This is a genomic window from Micromonospora sp. NPDC050784 (genome assembly GCF_044456765.1).
GTDB classification, from domain to species: Bacteria; Actinomycetota; Actinomycetes; order Mycobacteriales; family Micromonosporaceae; genus Micromonospora; species Micromonospora foliorum.
Genome location: NZ_JBITGG010000024.1, coordinates 19,142 through 43,528, shown reverse-complemented (window position 1 = coordinate 43,528; position 24,387 = coordinate 19,142). Strand labels below are relative to the sequence as shown.

Here is a 24,387-nt window from a genome sequence, read left to right as displayed (position 1 = left end):
TTCGTGGAACCGGACGTGTTGGGGCCGCCGTACGAGCGGCAGACGATCGACCTGGGCACCGACGACGAGGGCCCCGTTGTCGCGACCCTGGTCCGGCGGCGGGCCGAGCGCCCCACCGGGCGGGCCGTGCTCTACGTACACGGCTTCGTCGACTACTTCTTCCAGACGCACCTGGCCGACTTCTTCGCCGAGCGAGGTTGGGACTTCTACGCGCTCGACCTGCGCAAATACGGTCGCAGTCTGCTCCCGGGCCAGACCCCGAACTTCTGCCACGACATCAGCGACTACTTCCCCGAGTTGGACGCCGCCGCCGAGATCATCCGCAAAGACGACGGGCACGACACCCTGCTGGCGATGGGCCACTCCACCGGCGGCCTGATCATCTCGCTCTGGGCGGACGCCCGCCGCGACACCGGCACGATCGACGGCCTGGTGCTCAACAGCCCCTTCTTCGACCTGAACGCACCCTGGGCGGTGCGCCGACCCCTCGCGGCCGCCGCGTCCCGGCTGGGCCGCAGGGCGCCGCACCGCATCCTCCCGTTCGGGCTGGGCACGGTGTACGGCGAGAGCATCCACTCCGACCACCGCGGCGAGTGGACCTACGACCTGGCGTGGAAGCCGTTGGCCGGGTTCCCGGTCCGGGCCGGCTGGCTGAACGCGATCCGCACCGGGCAACGCCGGCTCCGTGCAGGGCTGGACATCCAGGTGCCGGTGCTGCTGGCCTGCTCGACCCGCTCCTTCCGGGGCACCAAGTGGCACGACAACGCGACCCTGGCCGACGCCGTACTGGACGTCGAGCACATGGTCCGCTATGCGCCCCGCCTCGGTCGCCACGTCACACTGGCCCGTTTCGACGGCGGGCTGCACGACCTCACGCTCTCCGGCCCCGCCGTACGGAAGAAGGTCTTCGACGAGGTGGGTCGCTGGGCCGAGGCGTTCCTCGCCGCCGGCCCCACCGCCTCGGCCGACGCCGGGCCGACCGACGCCGCACGGTCAGACGCAGCCCCAGCGGATGCCGCACCTACCAATGCGGCCCCAGCCGATGCCGCACCGACCAACGCGGCCCCAGCCCAAGCGGCGCCGACCGACGCGGGCCGAGCTGACGCCGCGCCGACCAACACGCAGACGGTCGACGCGGCGGGGGTAGCGACGCCGGGCCGCTGACGAGGCCGGACGGCGTCGGGCTCAGACGTCGCCCGGCGTCGCCGGAAGGACGGCACGGATCCGGTCGAAGGTCGCCACCGGATGTTCGCCGACGCCCGGCAGGACCAGGCCCAGGCAGTACGGGGAAACCTCACCGGTGGCGCCAGCCTGAACGATGAAGACCGGCGCGCCGACGTACCCCGGCGGCAGCTCCGTGGTGATCAGCACGGCGTCCCCGTCGCGGACCACCCGCTCGATCGCGACCTCCAGCGGCCGCGACCCGTCCTCGCGTACCCCATGGGCCAGCACGAAAGCGGAACTGGCCTCGGCGCCGAGGCGGGCGACCACCTCGGGCCCGGCGGCGATCCCCGCCGGCACCGGCTGGACGCGCCACCGCCAGCCGCCGTCGCCGGCGTACCGGTGCAGGCCACCGGTCGGCAGCACCGCGACCCCGTCGCCCGGGAAACGGGCCCAACCGGGCACGACCTCGGCCTCCGAGATGACGGCCGGAGCCACCCCCGCCGGCTCGGTGACGCTCGACCGCAGCCCCAACTCACCACCCGAACCGCCCACCAGGTCGGCCGCCGTCAACAGCGACTCCCCCACCGGGTCGTCGCCGCCCTGAAAGAAGAAGGCGGTACCGAAGTCGCCCGATGACCGGTACGGCAGGATGGCGCGACCGACGACCTGGCACAGCTCGTAGGCGACGTCGCTCTCGGCGTCGGAATCCAGCAACACCAGCCAAAGGTACGGTCCGCAGCCAGGCCGGTCCGCGGTAACCCGGATGCCCGCTACGGGGCGGACGTGAGACTCTGCTCGGCGACGTGGACGCGGGCACCCTTTTCACCGTCGGGCAGTGGGACGGCGGTACCCTCTGGGCGCGACATCCACGCCACACGCGCCCGTAGCTCAGCGGATAGAGCAGGGGACTTCTAATCCCAAGGCCGCAGGTTCGAATCCTGCCGGGCGCACAGGCACTTCCTCCTTCTGACCAGCTCCGACGGGGCCGCGCCGCCGCAAAACCCAAGCTGAGCTACGTCAGCGCGTCTAGCGGAATTTGGGTAGGACTTCGTGACGTGTTGCTGACACTCGGCGGAGGTGGGTCCGGCCCTTCCGTACGGTGACCTACCGTGCGTGTCCCGATCGCAGTGACTCGAATCGGTTTCGCGGTGGCTGCGATGGTTGCCGGACTCGTCGGCGCCGCCCTGGCCCTTGGCGCATCCCCCTCGCCCGACGTCCGCGCTACCCCGACGCCCGAACCGACAGCACATTGGTGGGCGGACGCGCAGCATCCACCGCGCACCGCGTCCGTGCGCGCGCGGGTTGGTCTAGACAAGGGCACCGATCCGCCCGTCAAGGTAGAGATCGACTACGAGATCGTCCTGCAAGCCGAGGATCCGCTGCTGGTCCTGGTTACCGCAGGGAAGGTGACCGGTCTGGAACTCGTCGGCCGCCTACTTGGGGGCAGATTAGATGATGCCGGCACGCCGACCGTGCAGCGACGTGGCACCGGCTCAGCACGGGTATTGATGAGTGGGAGAACCTCCCCCGACACCTGGCTGGAATCGACCAGCCGCCAGCAGGTGCCCGTTTCCCTCGAGGTCGGGCCCGAAAGCTACTACGACTACGCTCCTGTGCCGACGAGCGTTGTGACGGGCCGATCTTTGACCGTCGAGGTCACGGGCATGAAGATCGTGGCGGTATCTGGCTCCGGCATCGTCGAACAGAGTCCGACGGTTTTACGGCTCAACGGCCGGCCAGGCCCAGCGGATATAACCGTCGAGGTGGAAGATCAAGATTTCAACGATGTCGCTCGATCATATCCCTTCGCTGATCTTGAAGTGCCTGAAGTAACTAAGATCATTCTCACCGGGCTGGTATTGCTGTCTCCGTGGCTGGCGCTTCTACTGGCCTCCTGGTCGAGCCGCAGGGACGGCGGGATTGGGAAGACCATCTGGCTGTTCGCGCTGGTAGTCACGGTCGGCGGCGCGCTCGTCCTCGCCGTGGCGAGCATGCTCGATTACTCGGCCATCCCCGTGTGGGGCGACCGCCTGAGCGTTATCACCGTCGTGGCGGCCGCTGTACTCATTGCCGCCTGCGGTCGCGCGGTTCGGGGTTTGTCGGCATGGGACGGGCCCTCGCGCCGAAGGCTGTTCGTCGGCTGCGCGGCGCTGACCGTGACAGCGGGTTGCATCGCATGGAGTCAGGGCGACCTGCAGGTTGATCCGTCACCAGCGGAACTGCTCGGAAACCTGGTCCTTGTTGTCGCTGCCGCAGTCCTGGCGGCGGTGTACCGGCGGCGTTTCGCCCTTTGGGGAGCCGCGATCGGATTGTCCGTGGCGTTCCTGCTCGCCATATCGCCGGTGCTGACGGGCACCTATGTGGCATTGGGATCGGTGTCGTTCTTGGCGATGACGTTGACGCTCGGCTTAGTCTGCGTCTACATCGCGGAGGCCTCAGCCCTGAACCCTCGGCTACCACAATACGGGACGGCGAGTCGGCGGATGCTCTACACGACCGGGGCGCTGCTGTTCCTCCCTGTTCTTGGGTTGGCTGCCGACCTGGACAAATACGGGACCGTACTCAATGGTCAGTTCGGCGGCCTCACCGTCGGCGTAGCGCTCTTGGGCTTGGCCCTCGTCACGGTGACCGTGGCTCTGGCCCGTCAGAGGGGCCGGCACGCCGAGGGAGTAGGTGACGTCGTTGTATGGGCCCTCGCGCTGGCGAGCACCGTCTTTGTCGTCGTCGACCTCGGCCACCTCGTCCAGTTCAGCGCGCTTGCCACAGGGTCGTTTCTGTTGCTCTGGTCGCTGTTGATCCCGCGGCGTCAGCGGCACAGGGGGATCGCCTTGGCCGGTGTCAGTTCCTCAGCGCATACCGCGCTCGTCAAGGCTGAGATGCGGCGCCGGCTGATGGAGCTCAGTGCCCACGATGTGTACCGCTCGGCTCGCGGCCTGCTGCGTGACGGCAGCATCAGCACCCGTGAGTACTACCGTCGACAGCAACGCATTGACGATGCGGCCGCGGCTCGAGGTCGGATGGTCGCGGGCGTGCCAGTGAATGACGCGCTGGCCACAGCGGGGGGCTGTTCGCCATGGGATGGCGCGGTCGCGGCGATGCTGTATGCCACACCTCTGTTTGTGCTCATCGTCGGGTACGAGTTAGGGCTTCCCTCGGTACCGTACGGGTTGATCTTTAACCCGCCGTGGCAGGCGGTCCTCGTATTGGCGCACATCATGCGTTGGATCGCGTACGCGGCGATCTTCGGGTACTTCTACCCCCTGATCCGCGGTAGAAGCCCGGTCGCCAAGGCCATGGTCCTCGTGTTGCTCATCCTGCCGGCGGAGCTACTGTCCGTGCTGGCGTTGATCTCGCCTGCGGGGGATCCAGCAGCCGGAAGAAGCATCACCGCCTCGGACGAGTTGCTGTTGGCACTCGGCATCAGGACTGGCCAGGCTCTCGTGTTCTGCACCGTCCTCGGCCTCGCGTGGGAGCGACGGATGGCGGTGCTGGCGGGTTATCGCTGGGACCGTCTCCGGAACATTCGGAGCCTGCGGGCCCTCGCGACTCCGGCCGGCACCGTCATCGTTGCCATCGCAACGGCGCTCGGAACGGCCTTGGCCGGCACGGCCGTCGCAGCCCTGTTGACCACTGGGCCCAACGCCCCACCGGCTCCCGCCTCGACACCGAGCCCGACGCAGAGCCCCATGAAATAGCACCCAGGCGACGTCCCGGGTCGACAAGAGCGGGCGGTGTCGGCCGTGGCCGCCGCGGGGCGGAAGCACGGATCCTGAACCGCCGATCAGCCGAGCCGCGCGATTGGACCGGTGTCTGGTTCGGGGCCCGGGAGCAGGCGCTCCACCCCGGTGATCCGCAGCACCCGCTGGGTGATTCCCGTGGCGCCTCTGATCGAGAAGCGGGAGCCAACCCGGTTCGCCCGGTCGCGCGCCACCAGGAGTGCGTGCACACCCGCGGCGCTGAAGAAGCCGACGCCGCTCAGGTCGCAGCAGACTTCGGGATGGCTGTCGATCGCGTTCATCAGGGCCGTCGCCAGGCGTGGCGCGGTATCCATGTCGACGTACCCCACCGGGGCGACGACCATCCGGTCGGCCGAGATGGTCGCGGACAGGTTCGTGGGTTCGGTGTAGCGAGTCACCTGGAACGACGGCCCGGAGGAGTCGAGACCAAGAAGGCTGTCCCGCTGGCCGCCGGCGAGCGCCGCTGGCGTGACCTGCCCGAGGCTGACTGCCGTCGGGAAACTGTCGAAGTGGCTCGGGAAGCACCAGGAACGCTCAGTCATTGGAGCACACGCTTCCTGTTGGAATCCGTAACAGGATTGGCGCATGGCTTGACCAACCTCGACGATAACCGCCTGGGCAGTCGGACGCCACTCGGGCGGCCGTCCTTCGCCTACGGCAGGTTGCCTGACCCACCGCGGTCACGCTTGACACCCTGCGGTCGGGTGGCCCTCTCCACCAGAGCGGCGGCGACCTCGCGCAGTTTGCGGTTGGAGTCCTGTGAGACCTTCGCGAGGACGGCGAACGCCTCGTCGGGGGTGCAGCGGCGTTCGCCCATGATGATGCCCTTGGCCTGCTCGATGACCGCCCGGCTCTGCATGGCCAGCTGCATCTGTGCGGCCAGGGTGGCGGTGGCGTCGTACAGGTGGGCGTTGGCGAGGGCGACGGCGGCGTACCCCGCGAATGTCTGTGCGAGGGTGACCGCGTCCTCGTCGAAGGCACCGGCTTCGGCCCCGTAGATGTTCAGCGCACCGAGCACGGACTCCTGGATCGGGAACCCGATCGACAGTGAGCTGTGAGCTCCGCCCTGCACGGCTTGGGCCGCCCACTGCGGCCAGCGGGCCTCTTCGGACATGTTGGGGACGGACACGACGGCGGCGTCTCTGGCCGCCTCCAGACACGGACCCTGGCCATGCTCGTACTGCAATTCGTCGAGTCGCAGCGCCATCTCGCCGCTGAACGCGGCGGTGTGCGCACTCTCCTGCTTCAGCAATGTCACCGACACCTCCTGCGCACCGGGGATCGTGCGCCGCGCCAGCTCGGAGACCTGGGTCAACACACCAGACAGGTCGGTTTCGCCGAGCTTGATCTGGCCGAGTTCGGTGATCGCCGCATTGGGATCAATGGGCTGCTGTGCCATGACTTCAAGGTCCTCGTGCCCGGGGCGCGTACCAGTTGCAGGAAGGCGACGGCAGCGCGCGTGGTGATGGCGCACCGCGAGCACGGGGCGCCGCACGGACTCGCCAACGGAGCCCGGGCGCCCGCTGCTGGACGCTGACTGACCGACGAGGCGTCGGCTGCGGCGACAACTATACGACGCCGACGCGAGCCTCCCCCAAAGGCGCAGCCGCATCGGCTCGGGCGCACTTGTTTGACCCCCCGGACGGCGGGGCATCGTGCCTGGACAGCGTGAACACCACGCTCCGGCTCGGAATGTGCCGATGGCAGTCTGCGGCGCGCGAGCCGGCCTCGACCGCACCGACAGCTGAGGTGGGAGGCACCGATGCCAGCAGGATCAAGCCCGAAGAGAGAACGACAGTACGAGCACATCAAGGAGAGCGCGCAGCAGCGCGGCGCCTCCTCCGGCCGGGCGAAGGAGATAGCGGCCCGCACGGTCAACAAGGAACGGGCCCGCTCGGGCGAGTCCCGGACGGCGAGCCGGTCCTCCCTCAACGACGTGTCGTCCGCGCACCGTGGCGGTAAGCGTTCCCACAGCGGCGCTCAGGGTCGTACCAAGGAGCAGCTGTACAACGAGGCGAAGCAGCGCGGCATCAAGGGCCGCTCGTCGATGTCGAAGAGCGAACTGGAGCGGGCCCTGTCGAAGTAGCGACAGGGGAGTTCCTCGGCGGGTGGCGCGGATCGGTCGAGCCGCGTCAGACGGGCCCGAGCAGGGCGGCCAGCGCGTCGTCGCCCTGGCCGAGCTGCGCCCCACCCGTCGTTGGCGCGACCAGGAACCGTCGGCAGCCGTCGAGTTCCACGTACCGGTCGGGGCCTGCCCCGTCGAGTGGGCGCAGCACCGCGAAGCGCGTCGCCGGGATGTCGCAGTCGACCACCGCCCGGCGGTTGGACAGCGCCCGGAGCACACCCGCCTGACGCTCGGCCGGCAGCGGCCCGCCGTACACGAAATCACCCGCCGGTTTGTCGCCCTCCTGGAGCGACGCGGGCACCTGGTAGACGCAGAGGCGCAGCGGCCCGGCGGCCGGCGGCAGCCCGGGCCCTGCCGGCCCGGGGTTACCGTTCCGGGTCTCCACCCACACCATGTCCGTCCACTGCTGCGCGCATCCGGCGGCCTCGGCCGCCGCGGATTCGATCTGCCGGATGGTACGGGTGTCCACAGTGGTCCACTGCGGCCCGGCCAACGCGTCGATCACCTCGGCGCGCGGCTTACCGCAGGAGTCCGTCGGGATGTGGGGGCGCAGCCAGCGTCCCCGGTCGTCCAGCAGGGCCAACCACGGCGGGATGACCATGTCGAGAGTGCAGGCGACCTCCCCGCCGGTCTGCTCGTTGGGCAGGCGCAGCGCGGTGAGTAGCGGTGCGATCTGCTCGGCGCGTCGCTCGGTGGCGACCTGCTCCTGGCCGCCGTTGGGCCCCGGCCGGATCTCCCGTCCGCAGATCACGGCCGCGACCGGGGTGAACGCGGGGTCGATGCGACCGATCGTCGGCTCCACAGCCGGTGCCGGCGTCTGCGTGTTCGGCACCGCGAACGTCTCGCCGGCCTGTGGCGCGTCCTTGGCGCAGGAGGTCCATCCATCGACGATCTGAGCCGGCTCGTCGGCCCCGCCCGGCCCGATGTCCGTGCCACCGCAGCCACTCAGCGCCATGCCGAGCAGTGCCACCGCCAGTGCCGTCCGGGACGAACGCATCCGGCTCACCACCTTTCCACCCGGGGATGAGACGGACGACGGGCCGGCCCGGTTCCAGCCGGCCGCAGCGCCTGGCCCAATGATCGACCGGATGGTGGGCGTTTCCTGGAGGAACCACGGCACGAGGCGTACGGTCCGGTAGTGGAGTTCGTCGATCTCTACGGCAACCGGTGAACCTCCTCCAACCCCCGCAGCACAGAGTGACACATTAGCGACACTCCGCACACAAAGGGTCGGCCCGTGACGTCGCCCATGCTATTGTCCGATGTCGATCTACGCCGCGTGGACCCGGACCGGGTCGTTGTCGGAAGGACACTTCCCGATGCCGGCCGTTGCCACCCCAACCGTGCCGCCGACCACGCTGGACAATCCGGCCGGCGGGGCCCTGGGCCTCATCTTCACCACGTTGCCGGCGCTGCTGCGGCTGAGCTGCGGGCTGTTCGCCGCGGCGGTGGCCGTGTCGGTGCAGACCCCGCCGGTCGAGCAGGCGGTGTTACTGCCCGCTGTGGGTGTGCTGACCGGCTGGTCCCTCTGGTACGCACACCGCGCGTTGCGCCACGGCATCGGCCCCGCCCTCGTCGCCGGTGACGTGGCGGTCACCGCGCTGGCCTGCCTCCTCATTCCCGTGCTGGTGGCGCCCGAGGTGCTGCCCGGCGAGGGGAGTTGGATCGCCGTGCTGGCCAGCACCACGGTGATCAACGCGCAGGCCACCGCCCCGGCGCGCTGGTCGATCCCGACCGGGTTACTCGTGATCGCCACCTACGTGACCGGGGCGCAGGCGGCCGGCAACCCCACCGAAGCTCGCGCGCACGCCGCCACGCTGCTGGCGCAGACCGCCTGCACGGCGATGATGGCGGCGGTCATGCGCCGACGCATCGGCCGGGCGGACCGCGCCTTCGTCGAACACCAGCGGCTGACCCGGGAGGCGTTGGTCGCGCGTGCCGCCCGCGAGGCCGAACGCCAACAGAACCGCGATCTGCACGACACCGTGCTCGGGACGCTGACCATGGTGGGGCTGGGCGCGGTGGCCGGTCCCTCGACTGTCTTCCGCGACCGGTGCGCGGCCGACCTGCGTACCCTCGTCTCGCTCACCGACGGCGGGCCGGTGGCCGGCGACGGCCCGGTGCCGCTCGACGGACGGTTGCGGGCGGTGGTCGACCGGCTGCCCGAGCTTGCGGTACGGCTGGACCTGGCGTCGTGCGCCGTGCCGGTCGGGGTGGCCGACGCGATCAGCGAGAGCGCCTACGCCGCGCTGTCCAACGTGGTCCGTCACGCGCCGGGCGCCGGGGCCACGCTGCGGCTGACCCGGGACGCGATCGGCGTCGTGGTCGAGGTCGTCGACGACGGCCCCGGATTCGACCTGGCCACCGTCCCACCGCACCGGTACGGGTTGCGCGAGTCGATCCGCGGCCGGATGACGACGGTCGGTGGGCGGGCCGACGTGCACTCGACGGTCGGCGCCGGCACCCGGATTCGACTGGAGTGGCCCGGTGTCGGCTGACCTGAACACCCCGGCGCACCCCACCGATGCTCCGGAGGCACCGCACCGGAGGAGCGTTCCGACGCCTCGGGAGCCGGTCTCCCCCGCGGCGCTCGCCGCGCCGGCCGCCGTCGCGCACGCGTCCGACCGGGGTGCCCGGATCGCCGCCGTCGCCATCGCGTTGGTGTGGCACGTCGCGATCGCGCTGCCTGCGGTGCTGTCCGCCCGCGCGGAGTTCGCCGCGCCAGCGGTGGTGCTCGGCGCCTGGATACTCGTCGCCGTGACCGGCGCGGTGGCCGGGGTGCGACTGCTACAGGGCTCGCCGCTGCCGCCGTGGCCACTGGCCGCGCTGCTGCTGGTCGTCGACGCGGCGGTCTTCGCCGCAGCCGGTGAGCGGCAGTTGTTCACGGCCGCCAACTGGGTGTGGGGCACGCTCGGCTGGTTCTTCGTGCTGGCGGTGTGGGGTCGGCGCGTCCTGGGGTTGATCGCGCTCCTCAGCACGCACGCGTTGATCGCCCTCGTCGCCGTGCTCGGGCACGGCCCCGACCCGGCCGACGTGGCCCGCTACGTGATGTACGTCTACGGCACGTTCTCGCTGCCGGTGGCGGTCTTCGTGGGCAGCACGGTCATCGTCGGCCTGGCTCGGGAGCGGGCCGCCGTCTCGGCCGCCGGCCACGCGATGGCCGCCGAGCGCGATGCCGCCGAGCGGGGCCTTCGGGAACGCCGGGACCGGCTCGCACTGGTCAGCTCGGCGGCCGGGCGGGTCCTCGGTGACCTGGCCGCCGGCCAGGCCGATCCGGACGACCCGGAGGTGCAGCGCCGGTGCATGCTGGCCGCCGCCCGGCTGCGCCGCCTGATCGCCGAGTCCGACGATGTGCCCGACCCGCTGTTGCACGAGCTGCGAGCCGCCGCCGACCTGGCGGAACGCAATGGCCTACCGATCGACCTGGTCACCATCGGCACCCCGCCGCCGCTGCCGGTGGAGGTCCGCCGCCAACTGGCCGACCCGCTCACCGGCACCCTCGCCGACGCCCGGGGATGGGCACGACTGACCGTGGTCTCCGGCTCGGACGAGGTGGTGGTCAGCCTCGTCACCCCGGACCGGGAGGGGCCGGAGGCGACCGGCCCGCCACCCGGCGAGCACGACGACGGGGGGCCGGTGCAGTACCTCTACGAACGGGACGGGAACATCAGATGGGCGCAGACCCGGTGGCGGCGGTGACCGGCGATCGGCCGGTCGGGGTGGCGATCGTCGACGACCACCCGGTGGTGGTCGAGGGGGTCCGCGCCTGGCTCGCCACCGAGCCGCGCCTGACGGTGCTCGCCACCGGCGACGACCCGGACGAGGTGCTGCGCGCGGCGCCGGACGCCGACGTCGTCCTGCTCGACCTGCGGCTGCACGGGCGGATGGCGTTGGACAAGTTGGCCGAGCTGAGCGCCGCCGGGCGTCGGGTGGTGGTCTATTCGGAGCACACCGACCCGCAGACGATGCTCGCCGCGCTGGACGCCGGGGCGGTGGCGTTCCTGGCCAAGCACGAGGGCCGCGAACACTGCGTGGAAACGGTGCTGGCCGCCGCGAGCGACCGCCCGTACGTGCCGCCGGCGCTGGCCGGTGCGATGGTCGGCGACCCGCGGCCGGATCGGCCGATGCTGTCCGACAAGGAGCGTGAGGCGCTGCTGCTCTGGTTCCAGTCGATGTCCAAGGCGTCGGTGGCCCGGCGGATGCAGATCAGCGAGCACACGGTCAAGCAGTACGTCGACCGGGCGCGGATCAAGTACACCCGGGCGGGGCGGCCAGCCGCCACAAAGGCGGCACTCCTCGCCCGTGCGATCGAGGACGGTCTCGTCCGCCCGGAGGAGATCGGCATCTACCGGTCACAGGCGACACACGACCGGACGACCCCCTAACAGGCGTCATGACAGGGTCGCTCCGGTCCGCCAGGCTTCACTACACAGCCCAGCTGACCGGAAGGTCGTGACGATGCACGCCGACGCGTCCCCCTTCTTCATCGGTCCCCACCGGTTCGACGCCCCGGACGACGATGTGGGCCCGACCCTGGACCGCCGCTACAACCTGCGACCGAGGCCCGGTGAGCGGGTGCTCGGGCGACACCGGCTGCTGGTCGCGGGCTACCTGCTCGGGCCGAGCGAGGTGCGACGCCGTTGGCAGCTACCCGAGCCGGTCGCGGTGACCGTCACCGATCAGCGGATCTGCTGGGTGGGCAGCGGCTCGCAGCTGTCGCTGGTCGCCGACGGCACGCACCGGGCCCGGCCACCCGCTCGGCTGAACGGGCTGATGAGCGGTCAGATCCGCTGGCAGTGGCCGTCCCGGTTGGAGGTGCCGGCGACCGAGCAGGGCGCCCCGGCGCAGCTGCTGATCGTCTGCGACGCGCTGCGCACCATTCAGCAGCCGGCGTTGGCCCTCAGCGGGGCGGCGGCCGAGGTCGTGGCGCTGGCCCGGCAGGTCCGCCGGGCGGTGGCCATGTTCCGGCTCAATCGCCCACAACTGGTCGACCTCTCGGCCCAGGAGCGCGACGTGCTGCTGCTGCGGGCCGGCCCCGGTCTGCTCGCCGGGGACACCCGGATCACGCTGCCCGGCTCGTTGCCGGTGGAGTTCCACTCCCGGGACGACTACTACCGCTCAAGACCGGATCCGACCTCGTGGGGCGGGCTCGCAGGCGGCGCAGCATCCGGGCATCGGTGAAGCCGACGGCCCGCGCGGCGGCTTCCACGGTGGTGCCGTGGCCGATCAGGTGCTCGGCCCGTTCCACCCGGAGCAGCTGCTGGTAGCCGAGCGGGGTGAGGCCGGTGCTCGCCCGGAACAGCCGGGTCAGGGTCCGTTCGGCCACGCCGCCGGCGGCGGCCAGCTCGGCCAGCCGCAGGGGCTCGGCGTACCGGCTGTCGATGAGATCCTGCACCCGGTGCACCGAGTCGGACAGGTGTGAGCGGTGCCGCATCAGCGCGCTGGCCTGCGGCTCGTGCCCGTTGCGGCGGGCGTAGACGACAAGCGTGCGGGCGATCTTCGCGGCGGTCGCCGGGCCGTGCCGGGTCGCCACCAGGTGCAACGCCACGTCGATGCCACTGGCGATGCCCGCCGAGGTGACCACCCGGTCGTCCACCACGTACAGCACGTCGCGGACGACCTGGGCCGCCGGGTGCCGGCGGGCCAGGTCGTCCTGCACCTCGTGGTGGGTGGTGCAGCGCCGGCCGTCGAGCAACCCGGCCCGCCCGAGCGCGTACGCCCCGGCGCAGACGCTGGCCACCGTGCCGCCGGCCGCGTGGTGCTCGGCGAGCCGCCGCAGGTCGCCGGGCGACACCGGCCCCTGCGGCCCGTGCGCCGCCGGCCGCCAACCGGGCACGATCACCAGGTCGTCCGGGGCCAGCTCGGGCCACCGGGTGTCGGCGACCAGCGGTACGCCCTGCACGGTGGGCACCTGCTCGCGCTCGGCGACGTAGTGCAGCTGATAGTCGTACCCGAGGTCGGCGGCGCTGGAGAAGACCTGGGCCGGCCCGGCGAGATCCAGCAGGTGCAGCTGTGGGACCAGCAGGAAGACGACCCGGGTCACGACGTCAGCCCCCGGCGAGGGCCGCGCCGACGACCTCGTCCACGCTGCGGATGGTCGCGAAGCGGCCAGCCAGCGCGTACTCGGTGCGGGTCACGATCTCCTCGTTCGTCAGGGTGCGCGGGTCGGCGAGGATCTCCGCGACCGTTGCGGTCTCCGGCAGGTCCCAATGTGGGATGGGGAAGGTCAGCGTGGCGTCGCTGACGAAGGTCATCCGGTAGCCGAGGTCCGCGCCGACCCGGGTGGTGGTCTCCACGCACTGCTCGGTGCGGATGCCGCAGACGGTGATGTCGGTGCTGCCCGCCTGGGTGAGGAGCTGCTGGAGGTTCGTGGTGGTGAACGCGTTGTGCGCGGTCTTCACAAGCGTCGGCTCACCCTCGGCGGGCACCAGCCCGTCGATCAGCCGCACGTGGCCGACGGCGGGGTCGAACAACCCGCCCGTGCCGGGCTCCGCGTGCAGAACCCAGACCACCAGGTCTCCGCGCTGACGGGCGGCCGTCACCAGCCGGTCGACCTGGCGGATCAGGTCGGGGTTGGAGCCGTACGCCCAGATCGGGCGCTGGCGAAAGGACTCTTGCACGTCGATCACGACGAGTGCTGCTCTGCTCATGACGTCGATCCTGGTCGGACGGCGTGCGCGCCGGCAGACACCATTCTGCCCGGGTGCGGAACGATCCGGCCAACGAGGCGTGCGCCGAAGCCCCTGGCCGGCCTGCGGCGGGCGCCAACACGGCCCGGCGAGGACTTCGACACACGCTCGGGCGTCAGGCGCTGGGGGCGCGTTGCTCGGCGGCGGCGTCCAGAGCGGCCGCCTCTTCCGGCGTGGGCGCGCTGCCGCCCAGGTGCGCGGGCTGCCACCAGGTGTCGTCCGGGCCCGACGGAGTGTCCGGATAGTCCCGCTGCGCCCGGTCGACCAGGGCGCTGAGCCGGGTGGTCAGCTCGGCGGCCAACACGTTCGGGTCCGGGAAGTCCGCCGGGTTGATCGGCTCGCCGATCAGGATGGTGATCGGCGTGTGCCGGCGGGTCAGGGTGCGCGGGCGACCCTTGGTCCAGAGGCGCTGGGTGCCCCACAACGCGACCGGCAGCACCGGCACCTTCGCGGAACGGGCCATCCGGACCGTGCCGCTCTTGAGTTCCTTGACGGTGAACGACCGGCTGATCGTCGCCTCGGGGAAGACGCCGACGACCTCGCCCCGCTTGAGCGCGCCCACGGCGGCGCGGAACGAGGCCGCACCGGCCTGCCGGTCCACCGGAATGTGCCGCATCCCGCGCATCAGCGGGCCAGAGATCTTGTGCGTGAAGACCGAGTCCTTGGCCATGAACCGAACCAGCCGGCCGGACGCGTTCGCGCCCAGACCGGCGAAGATGAAGTCGAGGTAGCTGACGTGGTTGCTGGCCAGCACCGCCCCGCCCGTGCGGGGTACGTGGTGGGCGCCCTCGATGGTGATCTTCAGGTCGAGGACCCGGAACAGCGTCTTGGCGGCGGCGATTACGGGCGGGTACACGAGCTCCGGCATCCGCAGAATCTACCCTGCCGGGCTGGGGATCGGCTGGGTGGCGAACCGGCGGCGACGCGGGCGGCGCGGCACCGCCGGTTCGGCGGTCGAGTCGGTCAGTCGGAGAGTTTGTTCAGGTCCATCCGACCCCGGGCGAACGCGTCCACCCGGCCCCAGCGACCCGGGATGTCCAGCACCTCGATGCGACCCATGCCCACCGGCAGCCGTGGCTCGACCGCCAGGTGACCCTCGTGCGGCTCCAGACCGAGCATGGTGCGCAGCAGCAGCAGCGGCGTGCCCGTCGACCAGGCCTGCGGGCTACACGCCGTCGGGTACTCCACCGGGAACTTGGTCAGCTCCCGCGGGTAGCCGCCGAACGCCTCCGGCAACCGGCCGTCGAAGTACGTGGCCGCGTCCAGGATGCCGTTGGCGATGGTCGCGGCCTCCTCGGCGAAGCCGTAGCGGCGCAGACCCCAGGCGATGAACGAGTTGTCGAACGGCCAGATCGTGCCGTTGTGGTAGCCGATGGGGTTGTACCGCGTCTCCCCCTCGGCGAGCGTGCGGACCCCCCAGCCGGAGAAGAGCCGCGGCCCGACCAGGTGCGCGGCGAGCTTCTCCGCCCGCTCGGGGGCGACGATCCCGCTCCACAGCAGGTGGCCGATGTTGGAGCTGAGGATGTCGCACTGGCGGCCGTCCGGGTCCAGGGCGAGGGCGAAGTACTCGCCGTCCTCCACCCACCAGTCCCGGTTGAACCGTTCCTTCAGCTCTGCCGCCTCCCGCTCCAACTGGTTGGCGAACTCCGGGTCACCCCAGAACTCGCGCGCCAACCGCGCCGCGCGGACCTTCGCGTCGTACGCGTACCCCTGCACCTCACAGGTGGCCCTTGGGAACGGCGGCAGCGTGCCGTCGGAGTAGGAGATCGAGTCCCAGGAGTCCTTCCAGCACTGATTTTCCAGGCCGGTGTCGGTGTTGCGTCGCTCGTACCAGATGTAGCCGTTGCCGACGAGGTCGGCGTAGTTGTCGATCCACCTCAGCGCAGCCCGGGTCTCCTGCTCCAACTCCTTGACCAGCGCGACGTCCCCGCTCCACCGCTCGTACTCGTCGAGCAGCACGATGAACAACGGCGTCGCGTCCACCGAGCCGTAGTACGGCGAGTGTGGCTGCTCCTCGAAGGCCGCGGTCTCGCCGTAGCGCATCTCGTGCAGGATGCGGCCCGGGTCCTCGTCCCGGAAGTCGTCGAACCGGCTGCCCTGCAGGGACGCCAGGATGCGCAGCGTCGTCTTCGACAACTGCGGGGTGAACGGCAGTGTCTGCAGGCAGGTGAGGATGCTGTCTCGACCGAACATGGTCATGAACCAGGGCAGGCCGGCGGCCGGCAGGGTGGCGCCGCCCAGCGACAGCGGCGAGAAGCGCAGCGCCGCCAGGTCGATCAGGCTGCGCCGGTACGTGCTGGCCACCCGGCCGTGCTCACTGTTGACCTTGGGTGCGTCGGCGATCCACTTCTCCAGGTCGTGCTGGAGGGCGAGCCGCTCCGTGCCGTGTGTGCGTAGCCCGAAACGCAGGTCCCGGCCGCCGGGCCCGACCGCGTGGGTCTGGACGTCGATCGAGGCATTCCACTGCTCGTTGGGCTCCAGGTGGACGGTGTACGCGAAGCCCTTGCTGTCGTACCGGGCCGACATCGACGACGAGATGACTGTCTCCCGCCGGAAGTTTCCCCGCCGGTACCCCAACCGCAGCCGGTCCGACTCCACCTCGGTGTAGATCTCGCCCTTCTTGTTGAGGATCTCGTCCTTGACCTGGAACAGGTCGGCGAAGTCCGACGCCGCGTCCATCCGGACTTCCAGGTCGACCGGCTTCTCGTCGTGGTTGAGGATGGTCAGCTGCTCACAGAAGCTGCCGCCCACCGCGCGCTCCCGGATGATCGACAGCTTCGCGTCCACGTAGTGCGTGGCCATCCCCGGGACCAGGAAGAACCGCGACTCGAAGTACTGCAGGTCGTCGAAGGAGAGCGAGTTGAGTCGCTCCCCGTTGACGGTCAGCACCCAGGTCGACAGGAACCGGGTGTCGATGGAGAAGAGCCCGGTGGGCTCGGTCGGCGTCGCCTCGATGTCACCGGTGTCCTCGCAGACGACGAAGGTGTTGCCGTCCAGGATCCGGATCGTGTTGCTCTGCCCCATCAGTGCTGCACCTCCCCGGCGAAACGCCGGCGCGGCCCACGGGCGTCCGGGGAACCCGGGAAGATCCGCTCCACCTGGACGACGAGACGAGCGTCGCCCGTCACCGTCATGTCCCCCCGCAACAGCGCGGCCAGGCCGTGCTCGCGCCCCGAGGCGATGTCGTCGAAGAGGACCGGGCTCGCGCCGATCACCGTGTCGGCCTCCCGGTCCTCCTGACTGACGTTCAGCCGGCCGTGATCGATCCTCAGCAGCCAGTGCCGGGTCTGCGCCCCCTCGTGCAGGTCGATCCGCAGTGTCCCGGAGGTCTTGGCCAGCAGGGGTTCATACCCCCGCCGGTCCAGGTCCTCGAAGAACCTCGTGGTCGCGTCCACCATCGGGTCCACTCCTCCCAGTTGCCGGGCCGGGGATCCCACCCACCGCGCTCGCGTCGCGCGGACGGCCGGCGTTGCACGTCCCCGCACGGGTCCCCGCCGCTCCCCCGACCAACCTCGCCCAAATCGGGTGAGCGGTCCCCGCCGCCGCCCCGCCCCACCCCCTGCCCCGCGCCGGTGATCAAGAGCTTTGCGTCATCGCCTCCGGCGTGTCGTGACGCGAACCTCTTGATCACCCGGGGATTGGAGGGGTGGGGATGCCACAGCGCCGGCCCTCCCCAAGGGGAGGGCCGGCGCGTGCCCGCGGCGGACGGTCAGTTGTTCGGGTCGTCGGCGCTGATGTCGGCCAGGACCGACTGCGGTTCGCGCTCGACCGCGAGGTCACCCATCGAAATCAGGCCGACCAGGCGCCCGTCGTCGATCACCGGAAGTCGGCGTACGGCGTACGTCCGCATCAGGTCCGCGGCGGCCACGACATCGTCGTTCTGACTCACCGTGATCACGTCGCGAGTGGTGATCTGGTTCAACCGGGTCGAGCCCGGGTCCATGTTCTCCGCGACACCTCGGACCGTGATGTCCCGGTCCGTGACGATGCCGACCACACTGTCGCCGTCGGTCACCACCACATCGCCAATCGCGCTGTCACGCATTTCCTGCGCGGCTGAGATGAGCGTGTCATTGCCGTCCATCGTCACCAACCGGGTCGTCATGAACTCTCCGACCGTTGTCATGGTGCTCCCCTCTCGGTGTCGGCACGCCCCGTCTACCCGCAGCCCGGGAGGGGGTAACGCCCACGGCCCCGGCCTATCCGCGTGGGTGCCGCAGGCGTCGTAGCTCGTACAGACCGCTACTGGTAAGGCTGAAGAACGCCGGCAACAACAGGAAGATCACCAGCGCGAACAGCGGGCTGGCCAGGAATCCGACGAGGATCGCCAGCGCGTACCCCCCGAGGCCGATCGCGGCCCGTGCCCGTTCGGCCGGGAAGAACCGACGCGGCACCGCCTGGTCCAGCAGATCGTGATGCCGGGCGAGGTAGTGGTACAGCCCCAGCCAGCTCACCGTGACCAGCACGCCGACCAGACCGTAGACGACCACGCCGGTCCGCTGGTCCGCCCGGTCGCCCTCCCGCATGGCCTGTGAGATGACCGAGGTGGCGAACGGCAGCAGCGCGGTGCTGAACAGCACCGCGAGGTTGTACCACTGGAGGGCCTTCCCGCTGCTCTGCACCCGGTTGAAGGCGGCTCGGTGGTTCAGCCAACTCACCGCCACGTACACGTACGACGTGACATAGGCGAGGTACGCGGGCCACTGCTCGACCAGTGCGTGCAGCAGCTGACCGCGGCCGACCCGGGGAGGCTGGAGGTCGAGCACCAGCAGCGTGATGATGATGGCAAAGACCCCGTCGCTGAACGACAGCAGTCGGGAGGTTTCCCGCCGCAGGGGCGGGCCGCCGGGAAGGGTCCCGTCGTTGCTCGTGCCCTCGCCCATCCCCACGCCCTCCCCGATGTCCCACAACGGTGAAGCAGGGCGGTATACCCGTCGACGGAGCGGCACACCCGCCCACGGGCGGCACGCGTCGGCGGCGCTGGCGTCAGCCCCGGGGCGGCATCCCGTAGAGCCGCTCGACGTGCAGGCGCAGCACGATCCGCCCCTCGTCGACCATGGCCTGGCGGTACTCGTCCCAGTCGGGGTGTTCGCCGCTCAGCCCCCGGTAGAGCGCCACCAACTCCTCGACGGTCTCGTCGCCGAGTTCACTGGCCGGCGGGGTCAGTTCGGCGCGACCCTCGACCACCGCGTACGCCCAGCCGTCCTCGCTGCTGACGTGGAAGCTGGCCCGCGGGTCGCGGCGCAGGTTGGCGGTCTTGGCGCGGCCGTCGGTGACCGAGACCCGGATCACGCCCGCGTCCCGGTCGAAGGAGTAGAGCACCGTGGACAGCTGCGGACGGCCGTCCCGCTTGATGGTGGCGAGCACGCCCATCGAGTGGCCGGCCACCAGATCGGTCAACGCCTGCTGGGTGCGGTCATCCGGCATGGTGTCCTCCAGGTTGGACGATCGTCTCCGACCCATCCAAGCACGACCTGCCGGCCGCCGCGGGCCACCACCCGGAACAGCAGGGCGACCCGGAACGGCAGGGCGACCGCCCGGAACGGCACCGAGCCCCCGCCGACGGACGGCGAGGGCTCGGCGAGCGCTCGGTGTGCTGGCGACCACGCCGGTCAGCGGCGTTCGGCGGCGACCAGCTCGGCGAGTTGCACCGCGTTCAGCGCGGCGCCCTTGCGCAGGTTGTCGTTGGAGCAGAACAGGGCCAGCCCGTACTCCGCGGTCTCGTCGGCGCGGATCCGACCCACGTAGGTCGGGTCCTGACCGGCGGCCTGCAACGGCGTCGGGACGTCGGTCAGTGCCACCCCGGGCGCGTCGGCCAGCAGTTCGTGGGCGCGTTGCGGGGTGAGCGGCCGGGCGAACCGGGCGTTGATCTGGAGCGAGTGCCCGGTGAAGACCGGCACCCGGACGCAGGTGCCGGAGACCTTCAGGTCGGGGATCTCCAGGATCTTGCGGCTCTCGTTGCGGAGCTTCTGCTCCTCGTCGGTCTCGAACGAGCCGTCGTCGACGATCGAACCGGCCAGCGGGAGGACGTTGAAGGCGATCGGCTGGGCGAACGAGCGCGGCGCGGGGAACTCCACGGCCGACCCGTCGAAGGCCAGCCCGGCCGCGTGCTCGGCCACCTTGCGGACCTGCTCGTCCAGCTCGGCGACGCCGGCCAGCCCGGCGCCAGAGACCGCCTGGTACGTGGAGACGACCAGGCCGACCAGGCCAGCCTCGGCGTGCAGCGGACGCAGCACCGGCATCGCGGCCATCGTGGTGCAGTTGGGGTTGGCGATGATGCCCTTGGGCCGGTCCAGGGCGGCGTGCGGGTTGACCTCGGCGACCACCAGCGGCACCTGCGGGTCCATCCGGAACGCCGACGAGTTGTCGATCACCACGGCGCCAGCCTCGGCGACCCGGGGTGCCAACTCCCGGGCGGTGCCCTTACCGGCGGAAAAGAGCACGATGTCCAGCTCGGAATAGTCCGCGGTCGCGGCGTCCTCGACGGTCACCTCGCCGTCGCGCCACGGCAGCGCCCGCCCGGCGGACCGCGCCGAGGCGAACAACCGCACCTGCTCCGCTGGGAACTCCCGCTCCGCCAGCACCTGCCGCATCACGCCACCGACCTGGCCGGTGGCCCCCACAATGCCGATCCTCATGCCCGCGAGGCTACCGACCCCACCCCCGAAACCGGGACCCCTTTCCCACCCCCCGGGTCCCACCTCACACCCCACCCCACACCCCACCCCCCTTCCCCCGACCCCAACTCCCCCACCCCTCTCCCGTCGATCATGAGGTTATTGCCGCGACACCCCGTGGCGAGTGACAACAACTTCATGATCAACGGCACGACAGGTAGCGCGAGAGCCGTGATGGGAGGGAGGAGGAGTTAGGGCAGGAGGGTTCCTAGGGCGGTGGACTCCAGGTCTGCGCGGATTGCTGCGGCGTCGCCCTCGATGACCAGGGTGAGGGCTTCCGGGTGCAGGTGGGTGGCTGCCGCCGCGGAGACCTGCTCCACGTCGGCGGAGAGCAGCGACTCACGCAACCGCGCGTGGTAGTCGTCCGGCAGGTCGTGCACCACCAGGGTGGTCAGCGCGGAGGCGATCGCCCGGGGGCTCTGCAACTCGACCGAGAGCTGCCCGGCCCGCCAGGAGCGGGCCACCTCCAGCTCGTCCTCGGTCACCCCGTTGGCCTGGGTACGGGTGATCTCGCCGACCGCCTCGACCAGGGCCGGCGCGGTGACTGCCGTCTGCACGCCGGAGCTGACCGCGAACCGACCGAACCGCCGGGACGCGGCGAAGTCACCCCGGATGCCGTAGGTGTAGCCGTGCACCTCGCGCAGCAGGTGGTTGAGTCGGGACGTGAACGCCCCGCCGAGCACCGTGCCGGCGAGCGTCATCGGCACGTGGTCGGGGTGCGCCCGGTGGGGTGACGGGTGGCCCAGCCGCAGCGTGGACTGCACCGAGCCGGGTCGGTCCACCAGGATGATCCGCCGACCGCTGTGCAGCGGCACCTCGATGGGGCCGCCCCGCTCGGCGGGGCCACCACCGGTGCCGGCGAACGCGGCGGCGGCCAGCGCGTCCAGGTCGATCCGGTCCAGGTCACCGGCGACGATCAGGGTGCCGGGGCGCAGGAACCACTCGGAGTGGAAGACGGTCACGTCCTCCACGTCCAACCCGGCGACCGACTCCGGGTCGCCGTGCATGGGCCGCCCCCAGCGGTTCTGCGCGCCGAACAGCTCCGCGCGCAGCGCGGCGTCGGCACGCGGGCCGGGATTGGCCCAGTCCATCCGCAGCGCGGTCGCCTCGTCGTCGCGGACCCGGCGTACGTCGGCGGGGTCGAGTTTGGGCGTCCGGACCGCCTCGGCGAGCAGCTCCACGGCGGCACTCAGCCGGTCCACCGGGATCACCACGCTGGCCTGGAACGAGTCCCAGTCCAGACCGGTCGACAACGCGGTGCCGAGCCCTTCGACGGCGAGCGCGTACGCGGCGGCGTCGCGCTGTGCGGTCCCCTCCTCCAACGCCTTGGCCAGCACACCGGAGAGGCCCTCCTTGCCGACCGGCTCCTGGCCCGCGCCCACGTCGAGCAGCAGCAGCGCCACGGCGAGGTTCTGCCCCGGCAGGTGCGCGGCGACGACCTGACCACCGGCCACGGCGCGGCGGACCACCGGCGGGAACCGGTACGGGCGGGCCGCGCCCGGGCCGGGACGGTCGGCGATCAGCGTCATGAGGTCTCCTCGGGCAGGTAGGTCAGGGTCACCCGGTCGGTGGCGAGCACGTCGGCGGCGGCCTCGGCGATCTGCTCGGCGGTGACCGCGAGCAGGGCCGGCAACTGGTCGGCGATGCGGGCCGGGTCGCCGAACTGGGTGGCGTACCGGCCGAGCAGGTCCGCGCGGCCGTCGACCGTGGACAGCTGACGCCACCACCCGGTGCTGAGCAACGCCTTGGCCCGATCCAGCTCGGCGGTGGTGACCGGCACGGTGGCCAGCTCGTCGACGACATCGGCCAGCCCTTCGGCCAGCCGCTCGGCGCTCACTCCCGGGCGGGCGGTGGCGGTGGCGATCAGCGGTGCCGGGGCGTGGGCGAGGTCCACCCCGTACGCCCCGACGAGGTCCGGTTGCGCGATCCTCTCGCCGTCGGCGAGGCGCTGGTAGAGCCGGCTGCCCCGGCCGCTGCCGAGGACTGTGGCGAGCACGGTGATCACGTTGTACCCGGGGCTGCCGAACGGGTAGCTGCGGTGGGCGATGTACACCCGCGGCGCCGGCACGTCGGCGCTCACCGACTCGACGGCCGTCTGCCCGGTGGCGGGGACGTTGCGGCCGTCCGGTGCCGGGGGGATGTCGTCGCGGGCGGGCAGCGCGCCGAAGTACTTGTCGGCGAGCGCGAACACGTCGGAGGCGGTGGCGTCGCCGACCACGGTGAGCACCGCGTTGTTCGGCGCGTAGTAGGTCTGGTGGAACGCCTGGAAGGTGGCGAGGTCGGCGGCGTTCAGGTCGGCCATCGAGCCGATCGTCGCGTGGTGGTAGGGGTGCCCCGGCGGATAGAGCAGCGGCAGCAACCGCAGCCAGGCATCGCCGTACGGCACGTTCTCGTAGCGCTGCCGGCGCTCGTTCTTGACCACGTCCCGCTGGTTGTCCAGCGTCTCCTGGGTGAGGGCGGGGACCAGGCCGCCCATCCGGTCGGCCTCCAACCAGAGCGCCAGCTCGAGGTGCTCGGCCGGGACCGTCTCGAAGTAGTTGGTCCGGTCCGGGTTGGTGGTGGCGTTGAGCGAGCCGCCGGAGCCCTGGATCAGCTTCATGTGCTCGGTCTTCGCCACGTTCACCGAGCCCTCGAACATCAGGTGCTCGAAGAGGTGGGCGAAACCGGTCTGCCCGGCCGGCTCGTGCCGGGAGCCGACGTCGTACCAGAGGTTGACGGCCACGGCGGGCGCGGTGCGATCCTCGCTCACCACCACGCGCAGGCCGTTGTCCAGTCGGGACGTCTGAATGGGCCAGGGGTAACCGCTGTCGGGCATGCCCCGACGCTATCCGATCTCGGGGGCGGAAAGGTGACGTGCGGTCGGTCGGCGAGCCGACCAGGGCCGCATCGGGGCCGCCGCACTGGGTACCGGGAAGGAATGACAGTCACCCCGCCTCCGTCCCGGTCCGCCGGCCGGGCCGCCACCGCCGTCGAACGCGCCAGCGCCGCACTCGGCCGACTGCGCCGCGGCCGGTTGCTGCATCCGGCCGGTCGCTCGTTCGTCGGCGAGACGGTGATCTGGGGTACGCCCGGACCGCCCACCGGGGTCGCTCTGCTGGACCACCCCGGCCGGTACCGGACCACCGTCCGGCTCTCCAAGGGAACGCCCACGCCGGGCAGTTGGCCCGACGTGCTGGGCCTCGCCCTGCGCTTGCACCGCGACGGCGGCCGGCCGTTCGACCTGTTGGTCAGCTCCAGCGGCGCGGCCCCGGTGCTGCGGAACCTGCCGCTGCCCCGACGCCGCTTCACCGGCACGTACAGCACCATTACCTACTACCGGGCGGGTCGGCACCGCCTCTGGCTGGCGGCGCTGGCCGACCCCGACTCGGTCGACCTCGGTCGCAGCCTGGCCGCGGCGGCCGCCGCGACCCGGACGGACACCCCGCGCCTGGTGCTCGCGGTCGCGTCGGCCGTCGGGCCGTGGCGGCTGGTCGGGCAGGTCAGCCTCGGTGCCCAACTCAACGCGCAGGAGGACGCCGCGCTCGCCTTCGACCCGGTGCGCAACCTGCCACCCGAACTGCGGATGGCAGGTCCGCTGGCCTGGCTGCGGGACCAGACCTACCAGGGGTCGCGCCGGGCGCGCGGGGCGACCGCTCAGTCCGGCGGTTCGACCGCGACCACGGTCTGATCCGAGGTACGCCGTTCCAGCACCGTGTCCGGCGCGGCGTTCTGGTCCGCCTCGCGGATGTCCGAGTCGGCGAGGATGGCCTCGGCCTGCGCCTCCGGGTCGTCGCTGCCCACCGCCGTCTCCTCGGGCAGGAGGTGGTGCGCCCGGGACTCCACCCGGTCCTGATCGCTCTGCTCGTGTGTCATGGCACCCCTGTTACCCCGACCGCACCCGCGGCACGCGATCTTCGCCCCGCATCTTGGGACGACAGACCGGGTCACCGCGCCCGGTCGGGTACGCTGGCCCGGTGACGCGTTCCTATCGATGGTTTAGGCAGCCGGCTCGCACG

The 24,387-nt window shown here is 71.1% G+C and carries 23 protein-coding genes, 1 tRNA gene and 1 pseudogene; 9 read left to right on the top strand and 16 right to left on the bottom strand.

Going from position 1 to position 24,387, the window contains the following annotated elements:
- Positions 1 to 3: 3 nt before the first annotated feature.
- A pseudogene (locus ACIBD9_RS27130) lies at positions 4 to 1,026 on the top strand (alpha/beta hydrolase); the annotation flags it as partial.
- 159 nt (positions 1,027 to 1,185) lie between these two features.
- Here the strand turns inward: ACIBD9_RS27130 and ACIBD9_RS27125 are convergent.
- Complete coding sequence (locus tag ACIBD9_RS27125) at positions 1,186 to 1,881, bottom strand: hypothetical protein (RefSeq protein ID WP_396721902.1); 696 nt, start codon at positions 1,879 to 1,881, stop codon at positions 1,186 to 1,188.
- 160 nt (positions 1,882 to 2,041) lie between these two features.
- Here ACIBD9_RS27125 and ACIBD9_RS27120 point away from each other — a divergent pair.
- Both ACIBD9_RS27120 and ACIBD9_RS27115 read left to right on the top strand, forming a co-directional pair.
- A tRNA-Arg gene (locus ACIBD9_RS27120) sits at positions 2,042 to 2,114 on the top strand.
- Positions 2,115 to 2,273: 159 nt separating this feature from the next.
- Positions 2,274 to 4,859 (top strand): hypothetical protein, encoded by a 2,586-nt coding sequence (locus ACIBD9_RS27115; protein WP_396721900.1) that lies wholly within the window; start codon positions 2,274 to 2,276, stop codon positions 4,857 to 4,859.
- Between the two features lie 86 nt (positions 4,860 to 4,945).
- Here ACIBD9_RS27115 and ACIBD9_RS27110 read toward each other — a convergent pair whose 3' ends face one another.
- A complete protein-coding gene (locus tag ACIBD9_RS27110) occupies positions 4,946 to 5,443 on the bottom strand; it encodes an STAS domain-containing protein (protein WP_396721899.1) in 498 nt (165 codons plus the stop codon).
- Positions 5,444 to 5,553: 110 nt separating this feature from the next.
- On the bottom strand, positions 5,554 to 6,300 hold the full coding sequence (locus tag ACIBD9_RS27105; RefSeq protein WP_396721897.1) for a GAF and ANTAR domain-containing protein: 747 nt from the start codon (positions 6,298 to 6,300) through the stop codon (positions 5,554 to 5,556).
- Positions 6,301 to 6,663: 363 nt separating this feature from the next.
- On the opposite strand from ACIBD9_RS27105, the gene ACIBD9_RS27100 reads away from it, so the two are divergent.
- Positions 6,664 to 6,987: a plasmid stabilization protein gene (locus tag ACIBD9_RS27100; RefSeq protein WP_396721896.1), complete on the top strand. Its 324-nt coding sequence runs from the start codon at positions 6,664 to 6,666 to the stop codon at positions 6,985 to 6,987.
- Between the two features lie 46 nt (positions 6,988 to 7,033).
- Here the strand turns inward: ACIBD9_RS27100 and ACIBD9_RS27095 are convergent, their stop codons facing one another.
- The gene (locus ACIBD9_RS27095; RefSeq protein WP_396721894.1) at positions 7,034 to 8,023 is read right to left on the bottom strand and encodes a hypothetical protein; all 990 of its coding nucleotides are present in this window, start codon (positions 8,021 to 8,023) and stop codon (positions 7,034 to 7,036) included.
- Positions 8,024 to 8,345: 322 nt separating this feature from the next.
- Here ACIBD9_RS27095 and ACIBD9_RS27090 point away from each other — a divergent pair, with 322 nt between their 5' ends.
- From ACIBD9_RS27090 to ACIBD9_RS27075, 4 genes are all read left to right on the top strand, one after another.
- On the top strand, positions 8,346 to 9,524 hold the full coding sequence (locus tag ACIBD9_RS27090; protein WP_396721893.1) for a sensor histidine kinase: 1,179 nt from the start codon (positions 8,346 to 8,348) through the stop codon (positions 9,522 to 9,524).
- Entirely contained in the window at positions 9,514 to 10,725 is a 1,212-nt protein-coding gene (locus tag ACIBD9_RS27085) for a hypothetical protein (RefSeq protein ID WP_396721891.1), read from the top strand. The genes ACIBD9_RS27090 and ACIBD9_RS27085 overlap by 11 nt, the downstream gene beginning before the upstream one ends.
- On the top strand, positions 10,698 to 11,411 hold the full coding sequence (locus tag ACIBD9_RS27080; RefSeq protein WP_387168331.1) for a response regulator: 714 nt from the start codon (positions 10,698 to 10,700) through the stop codon (positions 11,409 to 11,411). The genes ACIBD9_RS27085 and ACIBD9_RS27080 overlap by 28 nt, the downstream gene beginning before the upstream one ends.
- Before the next feature lie 73 nt (positions 11,412 to 11,484).
- Positions 11,485 to 12,207 (top strand): hypothetical protein, encoded by a 723-nt coding sequence (locus tag ACIBD9_RS27075; protein WP_396721889.1) that lies wholly within the window; start codon positions 11,485 to 11,487, stop codon positions 12,205 to 12,207.
- On the opposite strand, the gene ACIBD9_RS27070 is transcribed toward ACIBD9_RS27075, so the two are convergent.
- The 11 genes from ACIBD9_RS27070 to ACIBD9_RS27020 all read right to left on the bottom strand — a co-directional run bounded on the left by ACIBD9_RS27070 (position 12,089) and on the right by ACIBD9_RS27020 (position 23,207).
- Positions 12,089 to 13,069: a GlxA family transcriptional regulator gene (locus ACIBD9_RS27070; protein ID WP_396721887.1), complete on the bottom strand. Its 981-nt coding sequence runs from the start codon at positions 13,067 to 13,069 to the stop codon at positions 12,089 to 12,091. The genes ACIBD9_RS27075 and ACIBD9_RS27070 overlap by 119 nt on opposite strands.
- Positions 13,070 to 13,073: 4 nt before the next feature.
- On the bottom strand, positions 13,074 to 13,676 hold the full coding sequence (locus ACIBD9_RS27065) for an isochorismatase family protein (RefSeq protein WP_396721886.1): 603 nt from the start codon (positions 13,674 to 13,676) through the stop codon (positions 13,074 to 13,076).
- Positions 13,677 to 13,830: 154 nt separating this feature from the next.
- Positions 13,831 to 14,583 carry a lysophospholipid acyltransferase family protein gene (locus ACIBD9_RS27060; protein ID WP_396721884.1) on the bottom strand — a complete coding sequence of 251 codons (753 nt, stop codon included), beginning with the start codon at positions 14,581 to 14,583 and terminating at the stop codon, positions 13,831 to 13,833.
- Positions 14,584 to 14,678: 95 nt separating this feature from the next.
- Positions 14,679 to 16,739 (bottom strand): glycogen debranching N-terminal domain-containing protein, encoded by a 2,061-nt coding sequence (locus ACIBD9_RS27055; RefSeq protein ID WP_396721882.1) that lies wholly within the window; start codon positions 16,737 to 16,739, stop codon positions 14,679 to 14,681.
- Positions 16,739 to 17,113, bottom strand: coding sequence for an SCP2 sterol-binding domain-containing protein (locus tag ACIBD9_RS27050; protein ID WP_387168348.1), 375 nt, complete (start codon positions 17,111 to 17,113; stop codon positions 16,739 to 16,741). The genes ACIBD9_RS27055 and ACIBD9_RS27050 overlap by 1 nt, the downstream gene beginning before the upstream one ends.
- Positions 17,114 to 17,424: 311 nt before the next feature.
- Positions 17,425 to 17,841 carry a CBS domain-containing protein gene (locus tag ACIBD9_RS27045; RefSeq protein ID WP_387168351.1) on the bottom strand — a complete coding sequence of 139 codons (417 nt, stop codon included), beginning with the start codon at positions 17,839 to 17,841 and terminating at the stop codon, positions 17,425 to 17,427.
- 73 nt (positions 17,842 to 17,914) lie between these two features.
- Positions 17,915 to 18,598 carry a TMEM175 family protein gene (locus tag ACIBD9_RS27040; protein ID WP_396721880.1) on the bottom strand — a complete coding sequence of 228 codons (684 nt, stop codon included), beginning with the start codon at positions 18,596 to 18,598 and terminating at the stop codon, positions 17,915 to 17,917.
- 103 nt (positions 18,599 to 18,701) lie between these two features.
- Positions 18,702 to 19,142 carry a PPOX class F420-dependent oxidoreductase gene (locus ACIBD9_RS27035; RefSeq protein ID WP_396721982.1) on the bottom strand — a complete coding sequence of 147 codons (441 nt, stop codon included), beginning with the start codon at positions 19,140 to 19,142 and terminating at the stop codon, positions 18,702 to 18,704.
- 185 nt (positions 19,143 to 19,327) lie between these two features.
- Positions 19,328 to 20,353 carry an aspartate-semialdehyde dehydrogenase gene (locus ACIBD9_RS27030; protein ID WP_387168359.1) on the bottom strand — a complete coding sequence of 342 codons (1,026 nt, stop codon included), beginning with the start codon at positions 20,351 to 20,353 and terminating at the stop codon, positions 19,328 to 19,330.
- A 230-nt stretch (positions 20,354 to 20,583) separates the two neighbouring features.
- Entirely contained in the window at positions 20,584 to 21,921 is a 1,338-nt protein-coding gene (locus ACIBD9_RS27025) for a M16 family metallopeptidase (RefSeq protein WP_396721878.1), read from the bottom strand.
- Positions 21,918 to 23,207: a M16 family metallopeptidase gene (locus ACIBD9_RS27020; protein WP_396721877.1), complete on the bottom strand. Its 1,290-nt coding sequence runs from the start codon at positions 23,205 to 23,207 to the stop codon at positions 21,918 to 21,920. Before ACIBD9_RS27020 ends, ACIBD9_RS27025 begins: the two co-directional genes overlap by 4 nt.
- 102 nt (positions 23,208 to 23,309) lie before the next feature.
- On the opposite strand from ACIBD9_RS27020, the gene ACIBD9_RS27015 reads away from it, so the two are divergent.
- Positions 23,310 to 24,059, top strand: coding sequence for a phosphodiesterase (locus ACIBD9_RS27015; RefSeq protein ID WP_396721875.1), 750 nt, complete (start codon positions 23,310 to 23,312; stop codon positions 24,057 to 24,059).
- Here ACIBD9_RS27015 and ACIBD9_RS27010 read toward each other — a convergent pair.
- Positions 24,026 to 24,244, bottom strand: coding sequence for a hypothetical protein (locus ACIBD9_RS27010; RefSeq protein ID WP_387168372.1), 219 nt, complete (start codon positions 24,242 to 24,244; stop codon positions 24,026 to 24,028). The two genes, ACIBD9_RS27015 and ACIBD9_RS27010, sit on opposite strands and share 34 nt — an antisense overlap.
- Positions 24,245 to 24,387 lie beyond the last annotated feature (143 nt).